Annotated in this window: 13 protein-coding genes; 6 read left to right on the forward strand and 7 right to left on the reverse strand. The window is 60.6% G+C overall.

Annotated elements, in window-relative coordinates; genetic code table 11:
• From DTF_RS24420 to DTF_RS0118250, 7 genes are all read right to left on the reverse strand, one after another.
• Positions 1 to 1,332 (reverse strand): glutamate synthase-related protein (locus tag DTF_RS24420; protein WP_226989419.1); only part of this gene is annotated, 1,332 nt, incomplete at its 3' end.
• A complete protein-coding gene (locus tag DTF_RS0118225) occupies positions 1,320 to 2,426 on the reverse strand; it encodes a glutamine amidotransferase family protein (protein WP_027716488.1) in 1,107 nt (368 codons plus the stop codon). The genes DTF_RS24420 and DTF_RS0118225, both read right to left, overlap by 13 nt.
• Positions 2,427 to 2,753: 327 nt before the next feature.
• Positions 2,754 to 4,025 carry an ammonium transporter gene (locus DTF_RS0118230; protein WP_051361454.1) on the reverse strand — a complete coding sequence of 424 codons (1,272 nt, stop codon included), beginning with the start codon at positions 4,023 to 4,025 and terminating at the stop codon, positions 2,754 to 2,756.
• A gap of 183 nt (positions 4,026 to 4,208) precedes the next feature.
• Positions 4,209 to 5,273, reverse strand: coding sequence for a branched-chain amino acid aminotransferase (locus DTF_RS0118235; RefSeq protein WP_027716490.1), 1,065 nt, complete (start codon positions 5,271 to 5,273; stop codon positions 4,209 to 4,211).
• Between the two features lie 172 nt (positions 5,274 to 5,445).
• Positions 5,446 to 5,625: a hypothetical protein gene (locus DTF_RS0118240; protein ID WP_027716491.1), complete on the reverse strand. Its 180-nt coding sequence runs from the start codon at positions 5,623 to 5,625 to the stop codon at positions 5,446 to 5,448.
• A gap of 161 nt (positions 5,626 to 5,786) precedes the next feature.
• Complete coding sequence (locus DTF_RS0118245; RefSeq protein ID WP_027716492.1) at positions 5,787 to 6,410, reverse strand: carbonic anhydrase; 624 nt, start codon at positions 6,408 to 6,410, stop codon at positions 5,787 to 5,789.
• Between the two features lie 123 nt (positions 6,411 to 6,533).
• A complete protein-coding gene (locus DTF_RS0118250) occupies positions 6,534 to 7,469 on the reverse strand; it encodes a LysR family transcriptional regulator (protein ID WP_027716493.1) in 936 nt (311 codons plus the stop codon).
• Between the two features lie 144 nt (positions 7,470 to 7,613).
• On the opposite strand from DTF_RS0118250, the gene DTF_RS0118255 reads away from it, so the two are divergent.
• The 6 genes from DTF_RS0118255 (at position 7,614) to mcrC (ending at position 18,301) form a co-directional block, all read left to right on the forward strand.
• Entirely contained in the window at positions 7,614 to 10,061 is a 2,448-nt protein-coding gene (locus tag DTF_RS0118255) for a hypothetical protein (RefSeq protein WP_027716494.1), read from the forward strand.
• A 206-nt stretch (positions 10,062 to 10,267) separates the two neighbouring features.
• On the forward strand, positions 10,268 to 12,763 hold the full coding sequence (locus DTF_RS0118265) for a TIGR03960 family B12-binding radical SAM protein (RefSeq protein ID WP_035058104.1): 2,496 nt from the start codon (positions 10,268 to 10,270) through the stop codon (positions 12,761 to 12,763).
• 90 nt (positions 12,764 to 12,853) lie between these two features.
• Positions 12,854 to 14,362, forward strand: a complete 1,509-nt coding sequence (locus DTF_RS0118270) for an Rne/Rng family ribonuclease (protein ID WP_027716496.1) — start codon at positions 12,854 to 12,856, stop codon at positions 14,360 to 14,362.
• Between the two features lie 199 nt (positions 14,363 to 14,561).
• Positions 14,562 to 14,933, forward strand: a complete 372-nt coding sequence (locus tag DTF_RS0118275; RefSeq protein ID WP_027716497.1) for a hypothetical protein — start codon at positions 14,562 to 14,564, stop codon at positions 14,931 to 14,933.
• Between the two features lie 45 nt (positions 14,934 to 14,978).
• A complete protein-coding gene (locus DTF_RS0118280; RefSeq protein ID WP_155890874.1) occupies positions 14,979 to 17,201 on the forward strand; it encodes an AAA family ATPase in 2,223 nt (740 codons plus the stop codon).
• Positions 17,198 to 18,301 carry a 5-methylcytosine-specific restriction endonuclease system specificity protein McrC gene (mcrC, locus tag DTF_RS24425; RefSeq protein WP_035058108.1) on the forward strand — a complete coding sequence of 368 codons (1,104 nt, stop codon included), beginning with the start codon at positions 17,198 to 17,200 and terminating at the stop codon, positions 18,299 to 18,301. Before DTF_RS0118280 ends, mcrC begins: the two co-directional genes overlap by 4 nt.
• Positions 18,302 to 18,315: the final 14 nt, after the last annotated feature.

Raw genomic sequence — 18,315 nt, forward strand, 5'->3', positions numbered from 1 at the left:
CGCCCCGAGGGCGATCATCTTGAAGGCGTCGGCGGCAAGGTCGCCGGTCTTGCCGAGTCCGCCGGCGGCCCACAGGGGGATCTGCCCCTGGCGCCCCTGGGTGACGGCGGCCAGGTAGCAGTCGCGCAACTTGCTGACGATCGGATGGCCGGTGTGGTCGAGGGAGACCTCGTGGGCCGCCCCGGTGCCGCCGTCGATGCCGTCGAGGAAGAAGCCGCCGACGATGTTGTAGGGGTCGCGCACCAGGTTGTTGAAGACCGACACGCTGGTGGCGCTCGCCGCCACCTTGATCGCCACCGGCACGCGGAACTTGAAGGCGGCGTTGAAGGAGAGGAACATCTTCTGCACGCTCTCCTCGATCGAATAAAGCCCCTGGTGGTTGGGGGGGGACAGCAGATCCGCCTTGGGGACGCCGCGGATCGCCTGGATGTGCTCGGCCACCTTCTGGGCCATGAGCAGGCCCCCGTCGCCGGGCTTGGCCCCCTGTCCGATCTTGATCAGCACGCCGGCCGGGTCTTCGATCATGTGGGGCATCGCCTTGGCGATGCGGTTCCAGCCGAAGTGGCCGGAGGCGATCTGCAGGATCATGTACTTGAGGTAGCGGCTCTTGAGCAGGCGCACCGGCACGCCCCCCTCGCCGGAGCACATGCGCACCGGCAGGCCGCACTCCTCGTTGAGGTAGGCCACGGCCATGGCGACCGCTTCCCACATGCGCCAGGACAGCGCCCCGATGGACATGTCGCCGATGATCACCGGGTAGATCCAGTGGACCGGCGGCGCCTGGGAAGAGGTCTCGAGCTTGCCGTCGGCGCCGACCGTGAAGGGGAGCTTCCCCGGCGGCATGATGCGGCCGAAGGGCGCCAGCAGGTCGAAGGTGTGGCGCTGGGCGTCCAGGCTCGGGTCGGTCATCTGCGAGATGCGCCCGACCCGGATCTTGTCCAGGGTGCGGGTGCTGGCTTCGAGGTTCTTCCGCCCGCCGCGCTTGATCGAGTCGCCCGCCAGGCAGCGGGTGACGATCGGGTGGCGGGTGTCGGGGTTGCGCAGGGGTCCGATGGCGTCGTTTGGGCAGACCTTCTCGCAGATGCCGCAACCGCGGCAGTAGTTCTTGATCGAATGGGTCTGCCGGATCACCGGCACGGCCGAAAAGCGGGTCTTCGGCTCGGGGAACTCCCCTTCGGAGAAGACCATGCGCCGGCGCTCGACCTTGGGCTCGATGGCCCGAAAGGAGCAGGCCGCCACGCAGGAGCCGCACAGGGTGCAGCGGCTGGCGTCATAGCGGATCTTCCAGGGAAGATCGTTGGGAGTCACATCCTGGACCTTCATTGTTTCCATCTCTGCACCTCCAGGCTGTTATCGATCACCACCGTCTCGCGCTCGTGGGGATAGATGTCCGTCTCCCAGTCGCGGTCGGGGAGGATTTCATTGATGCCGCACACCTCCGAGGAGATGACCACCGTGTCTTCCGAGCGGCCCACCACCACGGGGCGCAGCTTCTTGGCGTCGCAGCAGGTGAAAAGGGTGTTGTCGGGGAGCACGCCGATGATGGTGTTGGGGCCGTTGATCTCCAGGTGGGTCAGCGACTGGCGGATGGCCAGAAGCTGCTCCTTGTCCTCGCGCTGCTCGATCTGCTCGAAGGCCAGGGGGGTGATCACCTGCTTGAAGTAGGACAGGGGCCAGCCGAGCTCGCGGTGCACGTAGTGCAGCGAGTAGAGGAAGCACTGGGAATCGGACTCGAAGCCGATATAGCCACGGTGCAGCTTGCGCTGGAACTCCACGTTCTTCAGGTAGAAGGTGTTCTCGCCGTTGGCCAGCGCCGTGTATCCCTGCAGGAAGAAAGGATGGGCGGCGTAGCGGACGATGTCGTAGTTGGTGTTCTGCCGGCACTGGGCGGTGATCACCCGGGCGGTGAACTTGTTGTCCGGCTCCCAGAGATTGAAATAGGTGCCGATGTCCCGCGGGTCGCCGATCTCCTTGAGGGTGACCACGTCGGGCCAGAAGGAATAGACAAAACCCATCTCGTCCTTTTCCAGGGCCCGGCGCAGCTTCAGGCGCATGTCGAGCAGGAGGTCCTCCTTCTCCTTCTGCTCGGCCTTCTTGTAGTGCTTGGGGTAGTCGTAGGTCTGGAAGACGTAGTTGGGCATGGCAATGATGTCGAGGCCGGGGAGGTGGTTCGTCTCCGGGACCCACTGCATGACCCGCTGAAAACCGGCGGCGTGCAGCATGTCCTCGGCGATCCGCACTCCTTCATCGGTGCAGGCCAGCGACAGCGTGGGAAGATGCTTGTAGGCTTCGAAGATTCCGCCCAGATCGTGCATGACCATGGCAAAACCCGAGTTGTCGTGCCCCTTCTGCTGGGACTGCATGAGCAGCAGGGCCTGACTCGGGTGAACATAATTTAGGCTCTTGATGGCTCCAATGCGGCACATCGGCATGACCTCCGAACAGTAAGTAGATGTATTCGATACTCTCGTTCAGGATGTTTTCAGGGTGAGAACAATATCTTGTATGCAAACCCGGTGCCGTCAACGACGGGTTAGCGAGAGAAACAATAGAAATGTTCTGTAGTTCCCCGAAATCATGGGCAATTAAAAAGATGGTTTTTTATCGAAGCCGGGGCGGTCTCGCACCCCTGAGGGGAGGGCGGTCGGGGTTTTTTTACGTATACTGCTCAACCAGAGTGCTCAGACTACACAAACAGCAAGGGCGGCGCTCCGGGAAGGGACGCCGCCCCAATGCCGTCATGTTCGCGCACTCTAAAAGGTGTACCCCGTTTCGGAGTGGGCCGTCTGGTCCAGTCCCCTGACTTCATCCTCCTCGTCGACGCGCAGTCCCATGACGGCCTTGAGCGCAAAGATGATGAGCAGGGTGACGATCACGGCATAGGCTCCCGCGGCGATCAGTCCGAGAAGCTGGGTCCAGAGCTGGAGAGGATTGCCCGCAATGAGGCCGCCGGCGCCGACCGTGGCGAAGAGGCCGGTGGCGATGGCCCCCCAGGCGCCGCCCACGCCGTGCACTCCGAAGGCGTCCAGAGAGTCATCGTATCCCATCTTGTGCTTGAGCAATACGCCGCCATAGCAGACGAATCCCGCCGTCAGGCCCATGAGGAGCGCCCAGCCCGGAAGAACGAATCCAGCGGCGGGGGTGATGACCACCAGTCCCGCCACCACCCCGGAAGCGGCTCCCAGGGCGCTCGGCTTGCCGGCGTGCAGCCATTCGGCCGCCATCCAGGAGAGGGCGCCGGCGGCCGCGGCCGTCTGGGTGGTGGTGAAGGCCAGGGCGGCGCCGGTTCCTGAGCCGAGGGCGCTGCCGGCGTTGAACCCGAACCAGCCGAACCACAGCAGGCCCGCCCCCAGCAGGGTCATGGGGAGGTTGTGCGGCATCATCCGTTCCATGGGATACCCTCTGCGGCGTCCGAGAACCAGCGCCAGCGCCAGGGCGCTGATGCCGGAGGAGAAGTGCACCACGGTGCCGCCGGCGAAGTCGAGAGCCCCGGCTTCGAGCAGCCAGCCGCCGTCCCCCCAGACCCAGTGGCAGATGGGATCGTAGACCAGGGTGGCCCAGAGCAGAATAAAGACGCACCAGGTGGAGAACTTCATCCGCTCGGCCACCGCGCCGGAGATCAGGGCGGGAGTGATGATGGCGAACATCCCCTGGAACATGACGAAGACATAGGTGGGGATGGTGCCGGTGAGGCTGTCCGGACCGATTCCGCGAAGAAAGATATTGTTCAGACCGCCGATGAACGCCCCCTCGCCGCCGAAGGCGAGAGAGTAGCCGATGACGATCCACTGCACGCCGATGATCGCCAGGGCGGCGAAGGAGTGCATCGTCGTCGAAAGGACGTTCTTGGACCGGACCATGCCTCCGTAAAAGAGGGCGAGACCGGGGATCATGAGCAGGACGAGGGCCGAGGATACCAGCATCCAGGCGGTATCGCCCGTATCGAGACCTTCGGCGGCAAAGGTCAGTGAAGGGAGCAGCAGGGCTCCCGCCGAAAGCGGGATGAGTCTAGCGCCGTACATCATTGTACCTCCTTGACATCGTTGGCATTCTTCAAGGAAAGAATGGCAAGGAGCGTGCCATGGAGGACAAGGATATGAATTCGAGGATTTAGGGGGAGAGGGAAAGCGGATAAGAAAAAACCTGCCCAAAGTTTGGGCAGGGGTGCTTTTCCTTTAACCTTGGAGCTTTAACCTTTGACCTGTTTTTTAGATCGGCTCGACCCACCCGTGAGGGTCAGGGATGCGTCCGTACTGGATGCCGGTCAGCGTCTCGTACAGCCTGAGGGTCAGGGGGCCCGGGCGGCCGTCTCCCAGGGAGACGGTGCGGTCCCGGTAGGTGAACTGGCCCACCGGTGAAACGACCACGGCGGTGCCGGTGCCGAAGGCCTCCTCGAGGCGGCCGCTTTCGGCGCCCTCGAAGATCTCGTCGATGGCGAGAGCCCGCTCCTCGATCTCGTAGCCCATTTCCCCGGCCAGGGCCAGAATCGAGCGCCGGGTGATCCCGTCCAGGATCGTCCCTTTGAGGGGAGAAGTGATGATCTTGCCGTCGAGGACGAAGCAGATGTTCATGCTTCCGACCTCCTCGACGTATCGGCGGTGAACCGCGTCGAGCCAGAGCACCTGGTCGCACCCGTGGCGGGAGGCCACGGTGGAGGCATAGAGGCTGGCGGCGTAATTGCCGCCGGTCTTGGCCTCGCCGGTTCCTCCCGGCGAGACGCGGACGTACTCGTCGGATACCCAGATTTTCACCGGGCTGAGGCCGCCCTTGTAGTATGCCCCCACCGGAGAGAGGATGATATAGCAGAGATATCGGCTGGAGGGTTTGACCCCCAGCACCGGCTCGGTGGCGATCATCGTGGGGCGGATATAGAGGCTGGTCCCTTCCGAGCGGGGAACCCAGTCGGCCTCCAGGCGAATCAGCTCCTTGAGCGCGCGGAGGAAGAACGCCTCGTCGACTTCGGGCATGCACATGCGGCGGGCGCTGCGGTTGAAGCGCTTGATGTTCTCTTCGGGGCGGAAAAGGGCGATCGATTCGTCCCGGCGGCGAAAGGCCTTTAGACCTTCGAAGATTTCCTGCGCATAGTGAAGCACCAAAGCGGCGGGATCGAGGGAGAAGGGGGCGTAGGGCTGGATGCGGGCCGAATGCCATCCTCTGCCGGCGTCGTATTCCATGACAAACATCCGGTCGGTGAACTGTTTGCCGAAAACCAGCTCCGACTCGTTCTCGATGCGGGACTTCTTTTCCGCAAGCGGCAAGATCTCGATATCCATGGCCATCCATCGACTCCAACGCACCAGATGGTGCTCACAGGAAATGAAAAACGGGATGAATTTAGCACAGATGGATGATCTCAGGCAAGACGATTTAACGGGGAAGGGTTTGCCGTCGGAAAGCAGGCCGGCGGTGGCCGCCACGGATCTCTCAGAAGCCTGCGGGCCGCCTTTAGTCGCCCTCTTTCTTTTCGTCTTTTTTGCTCAGCGTTTGCTGGCCGTAAAGGAGATTCTTCAGGTTTTCGTTCTTTTCCTCGTCCCGAAAACGTTTCAACATGTGGTCGTACTCCGCCCGGTCCGTCATGTCGTTCAGGCGATAGCCTATTTTTTTAAGCTTCCAGAAGTCTTCCATGGCGCACTCCTTCAGGCGGGGGGCAGGTTCTTCCCTGTGATGCCTGGAATGCTACCACCTTTTTATTTCAGGTCAAGGTATAAATTACTATTATTGGTATGGACGCTTCGAGCGGCGGTGCAGGAGGGAGTATTCAGGTCATGCGCAGGAAGGTCGGGAAGTCACGAAACCAGCTCGAAAGCGGCCTTTTCGTCGTTGAAATTATAGATCTCCCCCGTTTCGATAATGTAATACCAGCCGTAAATATTGAGTTCGCCGCGATCGTATTTCTCCTTGACATAGGGGTAGGTCAGAAGGTTTTTCATCTGCACCAGGATGTTGACCTGTTCGGTCAACCACTCCCGCTCTTCCGGCGAATCTCCCGTCATCAGTCGGTTAACCCGGCCTTTGACCTCTTTTGAGACTTCCAGCCACTTGCGCACATGAGGAATATGATCGAGGGAATCGTGGCTCATGTTCATGGCGGCGCAGCCGCCGCAATTGGAATGTCCGCAGACCAGGATGCTGTCGACATTCAGCACCTGGACGGCGTATTCGACCGAGGAGGTCGTAGCGACGAATTCATCGGTTACCCGATAGGGTGGGACGATGTTGGCAATGTTGCGGACGGTGAAGAGTTCTCCGGGATGGGTCCGGGTGATGAGGTTCGGCACGACCCTGGAGTCCGCGCAGCCGATGAACAGCGTATGCGGCTTCTGGCGTCTGCCGAGTTCCTTGAAGAGCTCCCTGTGCCCCTCGAAATCCTCTCGCTGGAATTCCAGAACTCCCTTGAAAAGCTTTTCCATCGACTGACCACCACCTTTATTTTTATTTGAATTTAAGTAAATTCACCTGGCTAAATACCCCAGGGCGTCCACCCATGCAACAAAAAACCGTACGGCTAAAAACCGGCGCGGTTTTTTTTGCGATTAAACCGCCACCGCGGCGGCGGGAGCGACCGGGCAACTGCCGGTTCCGCACACCCCCTCGATGCAGTCGAGAAAAATCCGGAGCAGCGGTTCGACCGTCCGGTGCTCCTGCAGAAACACGCTGCGGCAGCGGACCTGGCGGAATTCGGGGACCCGATGGGCCCGCAGGGTCCCGGCCGCGAGCTGGTCGCCCACCAGGCTGCGGGATATGAAGGAGATGCCGCTGCCGGACTGGACGCTCTCGACCGTCAGGCGCAGGTCATCGGAGATGACCACGCTGCGAAACGCGGCCAGGGAACTGCCGACATCCTCCAGATTCTGCACGAGCAGCCGCTTTGAGCTGCAGCCGTCGCGCCGGACGTAGAGCCGCTGTTGCTGCAGTTCGGGCAGCCGGACCGTCTCCCCGCCAAGGTCCAGTTGCGGAGCGCTGATGAAGATCAACTGGTCCTCGGGCAGGGACTTGAGGAACAATCCCTCCAGTTCCCAGCTCTGGCAATGCTCGATGATCGTCAGATCGAAATCCCCTTCTCGCAGCCCTTTGATCGCCTGGTCCGGCTGGGCGAAGATGCACTTGAGGTCGGCCAGATCGGCGTTCTGCAGCAGAAATCGGTTCAGGACCTGAGGGAGAAAGGCGGTGCCGAAGGTCGGGGTGCAGCAAATCGACAGGCGCTTGCCGCCGGCAAAGCGTTGCAGCTCATCGAGCAGTTCCTGCTCCCGGACGAGGATGGCCCGGGCCTTGTCGATGATCCGGGAGCCAATAGTGGTGAGAACCAGCCGGCTGCCCGAGCGGTCGAAGAGCTGCTGGCTGAAATGCTCCTCCAGAAACTTGATCCGCTGAGAGACGGCCGACTGGGTCAGGTTCAGGATCTCGGCGGTCCGAGAGAAGTTGCCGGTCTCCGCGGCAACGACCAGAGTCTTCAGATAGCGGGTTTCCATGGACGCCTCCGTCCGGACGGTCGGTATAAGGATCTCTTATCAGGGCATAAAAACAATTCGTTTTGATCTTAGCATTATAAATGATTAATTGTTAATAATTTTCCGGCGCCGCTCCGGCACCGGACCAGCTCAAGGAGGCTCGTCATGCAAAAAGAACTACGATGGAGATGGCTGCCGCTGCTCCTGCTCGCCGTGGCGGTGCTGCTGCCCGGTTGCAGCAGCGACAGCGACAACGACCATACCCCGGCTTCGGCGGAACCGGCGGTGGAACAGAACTTCGCCACCAGCCTGCACAGCACCCGCGCCGGAAAGGACACCTGGTACAACGATGAGACCGGCTTCGGCTCGGTCGTCGACATCGCCTACGCCGACCTGCCCTGTGCCGGTTGCCACAACAAGGCGGCCTGGGAGGATGCCGGCAAGAGCTACGACGGAGCGAACTGCCTCGACTGTCATCAGGCCGAAGCCGGCGACGCGGTGGCGATGCCGGACACCTGCTACGGCTGTCACAGTCGGCAGAAGACCGAGATCGCCCTGGGCATGACGGACGTCCACACCGATGATGTGGACGACAACGGCGACGGGACGGTGGACGCGCTCGGCTGCATGGACTGCCACTCCTCCGGCGACGTGCACGGCGACGGAACCGCGTATGACAGCATGCTCGCTCCCGGCGCCGTCGACGCCAATTGTGCGAACTGCCACGAATCCACCGAACTGGCGAATTCAAACGACTACCATAACGACACCCACATGGATGCCATCGACTGCTCGGCCTGCCATATGGAGAGCGTCATCACCTGCTACAACTGCCACTTCGACAATGAGGCCATCGGCGATGGCAGCGTGCTTCACGCCAAGTTCGCCAGCGCGAAATTCGGCGGTCCCGGCGAGAAATCCTGGCGCTTCCTGGTCAACCGGGTCATCGACCAGGAGGGCAACACCAAAATATTCCCCGGCAGCATGCAGTCGCTGATGGCCGACGTGACTGCGATCGGTGACGGGCAGGATGATGGCGGGGGCAAAACCTTCGTCGGCATCGGCCCCTACTACAGCCACGCCATCAAGAAAAACGCCATCACCTGCCAGGACTGCCACGCCAGCGCCGCCCTGCAGCAGTATGTGGATACGGGCTCGGTCGACGTGGTCAAGTGGAACGGCGCCGATGGGGAGGTCGTTCCCGCAGCGGAGATGGGCGCCAAGTGGCAGGCGCCCAAGGGCGTCATCCCGGTCCCGCCCGACTACGCTGAGGCTCTCCATTTCGAATTCGTAGACCTGGTCGATCCGGCCGCGCCGCTGAATGCGGCCGGCACCTCCACGAGTGCCCGCGTGGCGTTCAAGCGGCAAGCGGATGAGATTCATCTGCTCGACAAATACGTCAAGCCGCTCACGGCGGAGCAGATGGCCCGTCTCGGTTTCTTCTCCTCCAGCCTTCATGCCACCCGCAAGGGGAAGGAGACCTGGTATGCCGACGGTATGGGAGATGTCTCGCCGGCCGCCCTGCAGCAGGGCTTCGGAAACTTCGTCGACGTCCCCTATGCCGACCTGCCCTGCGCCGGCTGTCATAATGGGACGGATAACGGCCCCTGGGACGCCGACCCTGCCGAGGGCGTAGTTAACGACAGCTGGCCCGGCAACCCGGTCTGCACCGACTGCCATAGCTCCAGGAATCCGGCCGCCGACCCGGCGGTCGCCGCCGCCACCTGTTACGGCTGCCACAGCCGCCAGGCCAAGGAAAACACCTTGGGCATGGCCAACGTGCACGCGGCTTTCGAATGCTCTGCCTGCCATGGGTTCAGCGACATGCACGGCGACGGCACCGGGAAGGCCACCATGTTTGAGGCGGGCGCCTTAACCGCCGACTGCCAAAGCTGCCACGGGGTGCCCGAGTTGACCGCCGGAGACGGCGGCGTTCACCAGGACGCACACTCTATCCACGCCGGCTCGGTGGACTGCTCGGCCTGTCACATGGAAAGCGCCATCGCCTGCTATAACTGTCATTTCGACAACGAGGCGGACAACCACCAGAAGTTCGCCAGCGGCTTCTTCGGCGGAAGTATCGAAAGCGGCAAGTCCTGGCGCTTCCTGGTCAATCGGGTCATGCCGGATGGCGGAACCAAGGTCTTCCCCGGCTCCATGCAGTCGCTGATGGCCGATGTCCACTCCGCCGATTTCCCGGGTGACGACGAGCAGGGCGTGAGCTTCGTCGGCATCGGCCCCTACTTCGCCCACGCCGTCATGCCGAAGGGGCAGACCCTGGGTTGCGCCGATTGCCATGCCACGGCCAAGGCCATCGCCCTCGCTTCGGGAGCCGCCGTCGACGTGGTGCGGGATGCGAACCAGGACGGCGCCTGGGATATCATCCCGCAGGGGGTGATCCCGGTGCCTGAGGACCCGTCGCTCTTGACGATGGACTTCGTCGATCTGGTCGATCCCGGGGCGAACGCCGCCAGCGCCCGCAAGTTCTTCAAGTCCGGCGCGGATATCGTCCATATGCCGGAGGACTACGTGCGCCCCCTCAATGCCACCCAGCTCGACATGCTGAGCAACGGCTGCGCCGGCTGCCACCCGAACACCATCCCCGGCTTGTAACAGGTCTTATCGCATCACATGCAGAGGGGCTGTCCCGATTCGGGGCAGCCCCTTTTTTTATGAGCGTCATCGGTTTTTTCCATATTTTTCAAGGTCGAATAGCGGATGCGGCAGATGGGACACGGGGGACTTGTTTTCCGGACATTGCCCATGCTAGACTGCTCCTCTTGTAAGAAGTCGATTTCACGGAAGAAGAAACTCTGATCATGAAACTTGAAGACGTCCTCCCCCGGGTCAGCCGCCCTTCCCGCTATCTGGGAGGGGAGCTCGGGAGCCTGCGGAAAGATCCGGCGCAGGTCGATATCAACTTCGCCCTGGCCTTTCCCGATGTTTACGAAGTGGGGATGAGCCATCTCGGCTTCGCCATTCTCTACCATGTCCTGAACGGTCTGGAGGGGGTCGCCGCCGAGCGCGTCTACGCCCCCTGGCCCGACATGGAGGAGCACCTGCGCTCCAGCGGCGCCCCGCTCGTCTCCCTGGAGTCGGAACGGCCTCTGGGAGAATTCGACATTATCGGCTTCACCCTGCAGTACGAACTTTCCTACAGCAACATTCTCAACATGCTCGATATGGCCGGGGTCCCCCGCCGTCGCCGGGAACGCGATGAGAGCGCTCCCCTGGTGGTGGTCGGCGGTCCCTGCGCCTTCAATCCGGAACCGCTCGCCGATTTCATCGACTGCGCGGTGATCGGCGACGGAGAGGAAGCGGTGGTCGAGCTGTGCGAGGCGGTGCGCGCCGGCCGTGCGGCCGGGGAATCCCGGGAGCGCCTTCTCGAGCGCCTGGCCGCCATCGATGGTATCTATGTGCCTTCCCTCTTTGCCGTTGACTATCAGGAGGATGGGCGCCTGGCCGCGATCCGTCCCCTCAAAGAAGGTTATGACCGCGTCCGGCGGCGTTTCCTGGCCGACCTCGACGCCGCCCATTATCCGACCTCTCCCATCGTCCCTTTCATGAACACCGTTCACGACCGGGTTTCGGTGGAGATCGCCCGGGGGTGCACCCGCGGCTGCCGCTTCTGCCAGGCCGGCTACATTTACCGCCCGGTCCGCGAGCGCTCGCCGCAGCGCATCTCCGATATCATCGAGGAGTCGCTCGAGCGTTCGGGATACGAGGAGGTTTCACTCCTCTCCCTTTCCACGGGCGATTACGGCTGCATCGAGCCGCTGCTCAAGGGTCTGATGGCACGCTACGCCCGGGAGAAGGTGGCCATCTCCTTTCCCAGCCTGCGGGTCGGTTCGCTGACTCCGGAACTGATGGAGGAGATCAAGAAAGTCCGCAAGACCGGCTTCACCCTGGCTCCGGAGGCGGGAACCGAGCGTCTCCGCCAGGTGGTCAACAAGGGGATCACCGAGGAGGACCTGCTCGAGGCGACCCGCGCCGCCTTTACCCTGGGCTGGCGGGTGATCAAGCTCTACTTCATGATGGGCCTGCCCACGGAAACCGAAGACGATCTGGCGGCCATCATCGAACTGACCTCCCGGGTCAAATATACCGGCAAGGGGACCGAGGGGGGAGCGGATGTCAACGCCTCCGTCTCCACCTTCGTTCCCAAGGCCCACACCCCCTTCCAGTGGGAAGCCCAGCTCTCCATCGAGCAGACCCTTCAGCGGCAGGCTTTCCTTCGCGACGGGCTGAAGAAAAAGAAGCTGCGCCTCAAGTGGCACGAAGCCAGCCTTTCCTTCCTGGAGGGGGTCTTCGCCCGGGGCGACCGCCGTCTCGGAGCCGTCCTGGAGAAGGCCGTCGATCTCGGCTGCCGCTTCGACGGCTGGAGGGACCACTTCGACTTTGCCCGCTGGAAGGAGGCCTTCGAGGCCTTCGGCATCGATCCTGCCTGGTACCTGCGGGAGCGGAGCGAGGAGGAGGTCCTGCCCTGGGATCATATCGACTGCGGGATCCCCAAGGAATTTTTCCGCGCCGAGCGCCGCCGTGCCCTGGCCGGAGCCTACACCCCCGACTGCCGCTCCGGCGACTGCAGCGGCTGCGGCCTGTGCGATTTCGAGGAACTGCGCATGCGCCTGATCGAACGCGGCGAGCTGTCCCTGCCGGCCCCGGAACAGACGGAACTGCCGGGCGAGGAAGAGCGCTGCAAGGTGCGGGTGCGCCTGCGCAAGGATGGCAAGGCCCGCTTCGTGGGGCATCTGGAATTCATGACGGTCGTTCACCGGGCGGCCCGCCGGGCCCGCCTTCCGGTTCGCTTCTCCGCCGGGTTTCACCCCCAGCCGCGGATATCCTTCCCCGATGCGCTCCCCACGGGGGTGGAGAGCGATGCCGAGATCATCGACCTGGAACTTTTCCGGCCGCGCAGCGCCCGTGAAATCGTCGAGGCGCTCAACGAACAGCTGCCGGAGGGGTTCAAGGTTCTGGAGGGGGCCTCACTCCCCTGGCAAAGTCCCTCTCCCTCTGTTAGCATTAAAGAGGTTCTTTACCGGGTGGGCCTGCCGCCGGAGACGCCGGAGGACCTGGACCGGCGCCTGGAGGATTTTCTGACCGCCAGCGAGGTTCTGGTCGGGCGCGACAAGGGCGGAAAGAGGGTGAGCGTCGACCTTCGCCCGGACGTCATCGGCCTCGAACAGGCCGACGGCGACCTGCTGCTGACCATGGTCAAGGGGAGTCCGACCCTGCTGGCCGCGCACCTGCTCGGATTGACCGTGGAGGGAGCGCGCTCCCTGCGCATCCGCAAGACGGCGGTGGTGCTCGGGTAGGAGCGTGAGGCGTGAGGCGGGCAGGGTCTCCCTACAAAAAAATTATGATTTTTTCGATATACAACACTTTTAACGGATTCCGGAGGTTTCATGACCAAAAAACTGGTCATCAACACCACCTCCCACGAAACCCGCGTGGCGCTGCTGGAGAACGGCCATATTGCCGAACTCTCTATCGAGCGGACGCGGGAGCGGGGGATTGTGGGCAACATCTACAAGGGAAAGGTGATCCGGGTTCTTCCCGGGATGCAGGCGGCCTTCGTCGACATCGGTCTGGAGAAGGCTGCGTTTCTCTATGTCGCCGACGTTCTGGACGAAATGGAGGCCGTGGAGCAGTTCATCGACGGTGGAAATTCTCCGGCCAACCTCGCCGAGCTGACTGAAGAGCATCCGCCCCTGCCCCCCATTGAGGAGCTTCTGCAGGAAGGGCAGGAACTGCTGGTGCAGGTGGCCAAGGAGCCGATCGGAACGAAGGGGGCCCGCATCACCTCGCACATTTCCCTGCCGGGGCGCAATCTCGTTTTCATGCCGACCGTCGATCATGTGGGGATCTCCCGCCGCATCGAGCAGGAGGAGGAGAAAGACCGCCTGCGGCAGATCGTCGAGCGGATCCGTCCGGCGGGGACCGGGTTTATCGTGCGCACCGCCGCCGAGGGCAAAAGCGAGGACGACATGCGCACCGACATGGACTTTCTGGTCGGGCTGTGGCAGTCCATCGCCGCGCGCAGGGAGGGGAAGGGGGCGCCGAGCCTGATTCACTCGGACCTGGATGTGACCAGCAAGGTGCTGCGGGATACCCTGACCGAAGAGGTGGAGCGGATCGTGGTCGATTCCCGGGAGGAATACGACAAGATCGTCCGCTTCATCGGCACCTTCATGCCGCACCTCAAATACGCCATCGAACTGTATGAAGACGACGAGCCGATCTTTGACGCCTTCGGACTCGAAGTGGAGATCTCCCGGGCCCTGGGGCGCAAGGTCTGGCTCAAGAGCGGCGGCTACATCATCATCGAGCAGACTGAGGCCCTGACCGCCATCGACGTCAATACCGGCCGCTTCGTGGGCAAGCACAACCTCGAGGACACCATCTTCAAGACCAACCTGGAAGCGGTCAAGGAGATCGCCTTTCAGCTGCGGCTGCGCAACATCGGCGGGCTGATCATCATCGACTTCATCGACATGGAGAAGGAGGCGAATCGGGAGCGGGTCCACTCGTCTCTGGAGGAGGCGCTCAAGAGCGATAAGAGCAAGACCAATATCCTCAAGATCTCCGAGCTCGGGCTGGTGGAGATGACCCGCAAGCGGGTGCGGGAGAGCATCGGCCGGACCCTCTGCGAGCCCTGCCCGTACTGCGAGGGGAAGGGGACCGTCAAGAGCCGCACCACCATGGCATACGAGATCTTCCGCGATCTGCGCCGGGAAATCGGATCCCTCCCCGGCTACCGCCTCACCCTCCTGGTCCATCCCGACATCGCCGCGCTCCTCGGCGACGAGGAGCGGCCCGGCATCGAGGAGCTGGAGCGGCGCTTCGAAAAACAGATCGCCGTCACCGCCCGCCCCACCTTTCATATCGAGCAGTTTGAGATCATGGTGGGGTGAGGGACGATCGGCGGACTGCATCCCCCGACATCGCCAGAGAAAAAAAGGACAGGCTACTTTTCGATACAAGTAGCCTGTCCTTTTTTGTTCTTTAATTTCACTTCACTGAAATTTTTATTGATGGTAGTCTGCTCAAACTGAATTGTTGAGGTCTAATCCGCAATAGAAACGCCGAGGACATGGGTGATGTCAGGGAGATATGAACCTGATCGTCGGAGACATCCTGACCCGCAAAGAGCTCGCAGATGCAGTTGGAGCCGGCGGGGATAGCTGTCTTCTGCACAAGAATTCCGTTGTCGTCGCCATCGCGCTGAATCCTGATAAAAACCCGGATTCTCCCCATGTCCTCCTCGTGGGAAAGGGGCCGCACAAAGAGCGATATGCAAGGTCTTTTCTTGACTCTGCCGCGTCTGTTCCGACTTTCATCAAGAAGGCCGCGGATCAATGGCAATATATGGGGATGTTCCGAGGAATAAGTCTGGATCATTCCCCCGCCTCGATAAAGGCGCATGCTGCAAAATCAGGCCGAAGAGACATTTGGGGTGTCCTCTCGCTGAGCCTGAATAATTAAGATAATCTTAGTGACTAGTTGACTGCTAGGGAGGGAGTACATTAGATGCCTGAAGACCTTCGTCTCGATCTGCAGAAGTCGTATGCCGCGATTTTGGAAGCTGCTCGGAAACAACAGTTCCTCTCCTATGGGGATCTGGCTGCCGCAAACAATATGCCATGGTCTCAGGCCCGGCGCCGAATGCCGCAGCACCTGGGGCAACTTGTAACCATCGCCCATGAGCGCGGTTGGCCGATGCCGAGTGCCATCGTCGTCAGCAGGGAAAGTGTTCCAACAGGGCTGCTCGAAGGTGGTGCTCTTGAGGGGTTTCTTGCCGCCGCCAGGGATGTTGGACATGACATAAAAGACCCCCAGGCCTTCGTCCGGGAACAGCAGGAGAAGGTCTTCAAATGGGCGGATGCCGCACCCGAGAAACTGGATCTTCAGGGGACAACATCCGAGGAAAAACAGAAAAAGGCCGGACCACGATTTGTCACCTATTTCGCTCCAGTTCTAGATGCTCTTCGGGAGTTGGGCGGAGAGGCCAAGCCGGCGGATGTTCTCGATTGGATTTCGAGCCATATCGAGGTTCCCCAGGCGGAGATCGAAGGGGTCAACAAGAGCGGACAGACCAAATTCGAAAACAAGGTGGCGTGGGCACGCTTTTACCTCTCCAAAGCTGGGTTAATCGATCCCAGCAAATACGGAATCTGGAAATTAACGGAGGCCGGACGTGAGACCTCTCTCGACCATGCTCAAGCACTGGCAATTTATAAGGATATACATTCCAGCTATAAGGATAGTGATGAGGATGAGCCCGCGCCTGAGTCGGTCAATGCTGCCACGGAGCTATTAAAAGACACCAGTCGACAGTTCTGGTTTGCCGGAGCCGTTTGGGGCGAAGAGGACCAACTTAATCGTTTCCGCCGGGAGGGTGTCTGGCAGAATGGCTACGATGATAAATTTTCTAACTTGGTAGAGAGGATGAAGGCCGGCGATCGCATTGCCATCAAGGCATCCTTTGTTCAAAAACACAACCTGCCGTTCAGTGTGGGTGGCAAGGCGGTCTCATGTATGCGAATCAAGGCAACCGGCACGATCACGGAGAATATGGGAGACGGTTCGACCGTTCGGGTGCATTGGGACCCGCCATCATCCCCGAAGGACTGGTATTTTTATACCTATAGAACAACGCTGGTCGAGGCAGATCCCGATGATGACCTGGCGAGGAGATTGGTTCTGTTCACCTTTGCCGATGCCCCGCAGGATTATGATTTCTGGCTGAAGGTCCCTTACTTTGCAAAAAGGTATTCAGGGGCATACGAGGAGACCGGCGCAGCCAATGATGACTTGATCGTCGCCGAAGAGGTTTCGACCTCGGTTACGGCTGCTCCGACATATTCGATTGATACCATCATCGCCGAAGGTTGTTTTCTCCCCAAGCTTGCGCTGGAGGCAGTGCTTTCCCGACTCTCGGAAAAGAAAAACTTGATCCTTCAAGGTCCCCCGGGAACAGGCAAGACTTGGCTCGCCAAGCGACTCGGATATGCGCTTCTCGGCTCGAAAGACCGCAAGATCATCCGGTCACGTCTGCGCACAGTGCAGTTCCACCCTTCACTCTCCTACGAGGATTTCATACGTGGTTGGCGCCCCCAGAACGGGGGCGGTCTGAAACTCGTGGATGGAGTTTTCCTTGAGGCGGTTCAGGCCTCTGCCAGTGAGCCGGATCTGCCCTTCGTCTTCATCATCGAAGAGATCAATCGGGGCAATCCCGCCCAAGTTTTTGGGGAAATGCTGACTCTTCTCGAGGACGGCAAGCGGAAGTCTGAAGAAGCCCTTGAACTTGCCTACCCCCGCGGAATGGATGAGCGGATCCATATTCCCCCGAATCTTCACGTGATTGGGACGATGAATATCGCGGACCGCTCCCTGGCGCTTGTCGACCTGGCACTCCGACGGAGGTTCGCCTTTATCACCCTAGAGCCCCAGCTTGGGGAGTCATGGAGTCAATGGTGTCAGACGCAGGGCGGTCTCGATCTTGATGCGATTTCCCTCATCCAGGAGCGAATGACAGAATTGAACAAGGAGATCGAGAACGACCGCACCCTCGGTCCGCAGTTCCGAGTCGGACATAGTTTCGTGACCCCCTTAAGGAACATTTCCAAGCCCCGCACCTGGTTCCGGCAGGTCGTAGAAACCGAGATCGCCCCCTTGCTGGAAGAGTATTGGTTCGACGCCATTCAGAAGGCGGTCGAAGCAAAAGGACGCCTTCTGTCGGGCCTCGAATGAATTTGGCGGCTACTACAGCAGAGCCGGACCAAGTCCACTTGGTCGGACGCATACCGGTACGGAACCTCTGGCTTTTGCTTCTCTACGCCTCGGACCTGGGGAAATTCTTCGGCAAGTTCGATGCGGAGGTGGAAGAGTCTCCCGACCTGCCAACCCTGATCGGCCGCCTTCTAGCGCATGCCGTGGAACACCGGCTAAGGCGAAATCTCAGTCGCGGTTACAAACAGAAGCAAGCAAACCTGAACCGGGTTCGTGGTCGAATCGACCTACTGGAGACCTTCTCGAAGGAGTTGTTGCAGAGGGGGCAGGTAGCTTGCCGGTTTGAAGAGCACACGATTGACACGCCGAGGAACCGGCTTGTGCGGGCCGCCTTGGATGCAGTTGCCAACAGAGTGGACGATGACGTACTGGCTCACCGCTGTCGGATGCTTGCGGGGGACCTGGGGCGGCTAGGGGTCAGTGGCTGTCGCCCTTCTCGCAGCGAAATGATTTCTGACCAGATTGCCCGCCACGATTCCGAAGATCTGCTGATGGTGACCCTGTCGAGAATTGTGTTTGACCTCGTCCTCCCGACGGAGGATGAAGGGGATTATTCACTGTCCCGGTTTGCGAAAGACGAGGTGTTCGTCAGGAAGTTGTTTGAGAGAGCAGTTGGGAACTTCTACGCCTCAGAGCTTACACCTGATACCGGGTGGAAGGTTTACCAAGGTCAGCGGTTGGAATGGCCACTTGAACAGGCGAGCTCTGGCATTCCTGCAATCCTGCCAGGAATGAAGACCGATATCGTTCTCGAGAATCGAAAAGCCCGCCGACGGATCGTCATCGATACGAAGTTCACCGGAATCTTTGCCAGCACAGCTTATCGCGCGGCAGTTTTAAAGAGCGGGTACATTTATCAGATTTATGCCTACTTGAGATCCCAAGAGGATAACGAATTCGGCAAGAATGCTGAAGGCATGCTTCTTCACCCGGCCATTGGCAGAGATGTTGATGAAATCGTACAGATTCAGGGCCATAGAATAAGATTTGTGACAGTAGATTTAACAAAGAGATCCGATGCTATATTATCAAGATTGCGAAGTTTTCCATATAATATATAGAATATTAAAAAATT

Source organism: Desulfuromonas sp. TF (assembly GCF_000472285.1).
Taxonomy (GTDB): Bacteria; Desulfobacterota; Desulfuromonadia; order Desulfuromonadales; family ATBO01; genus ATBO01.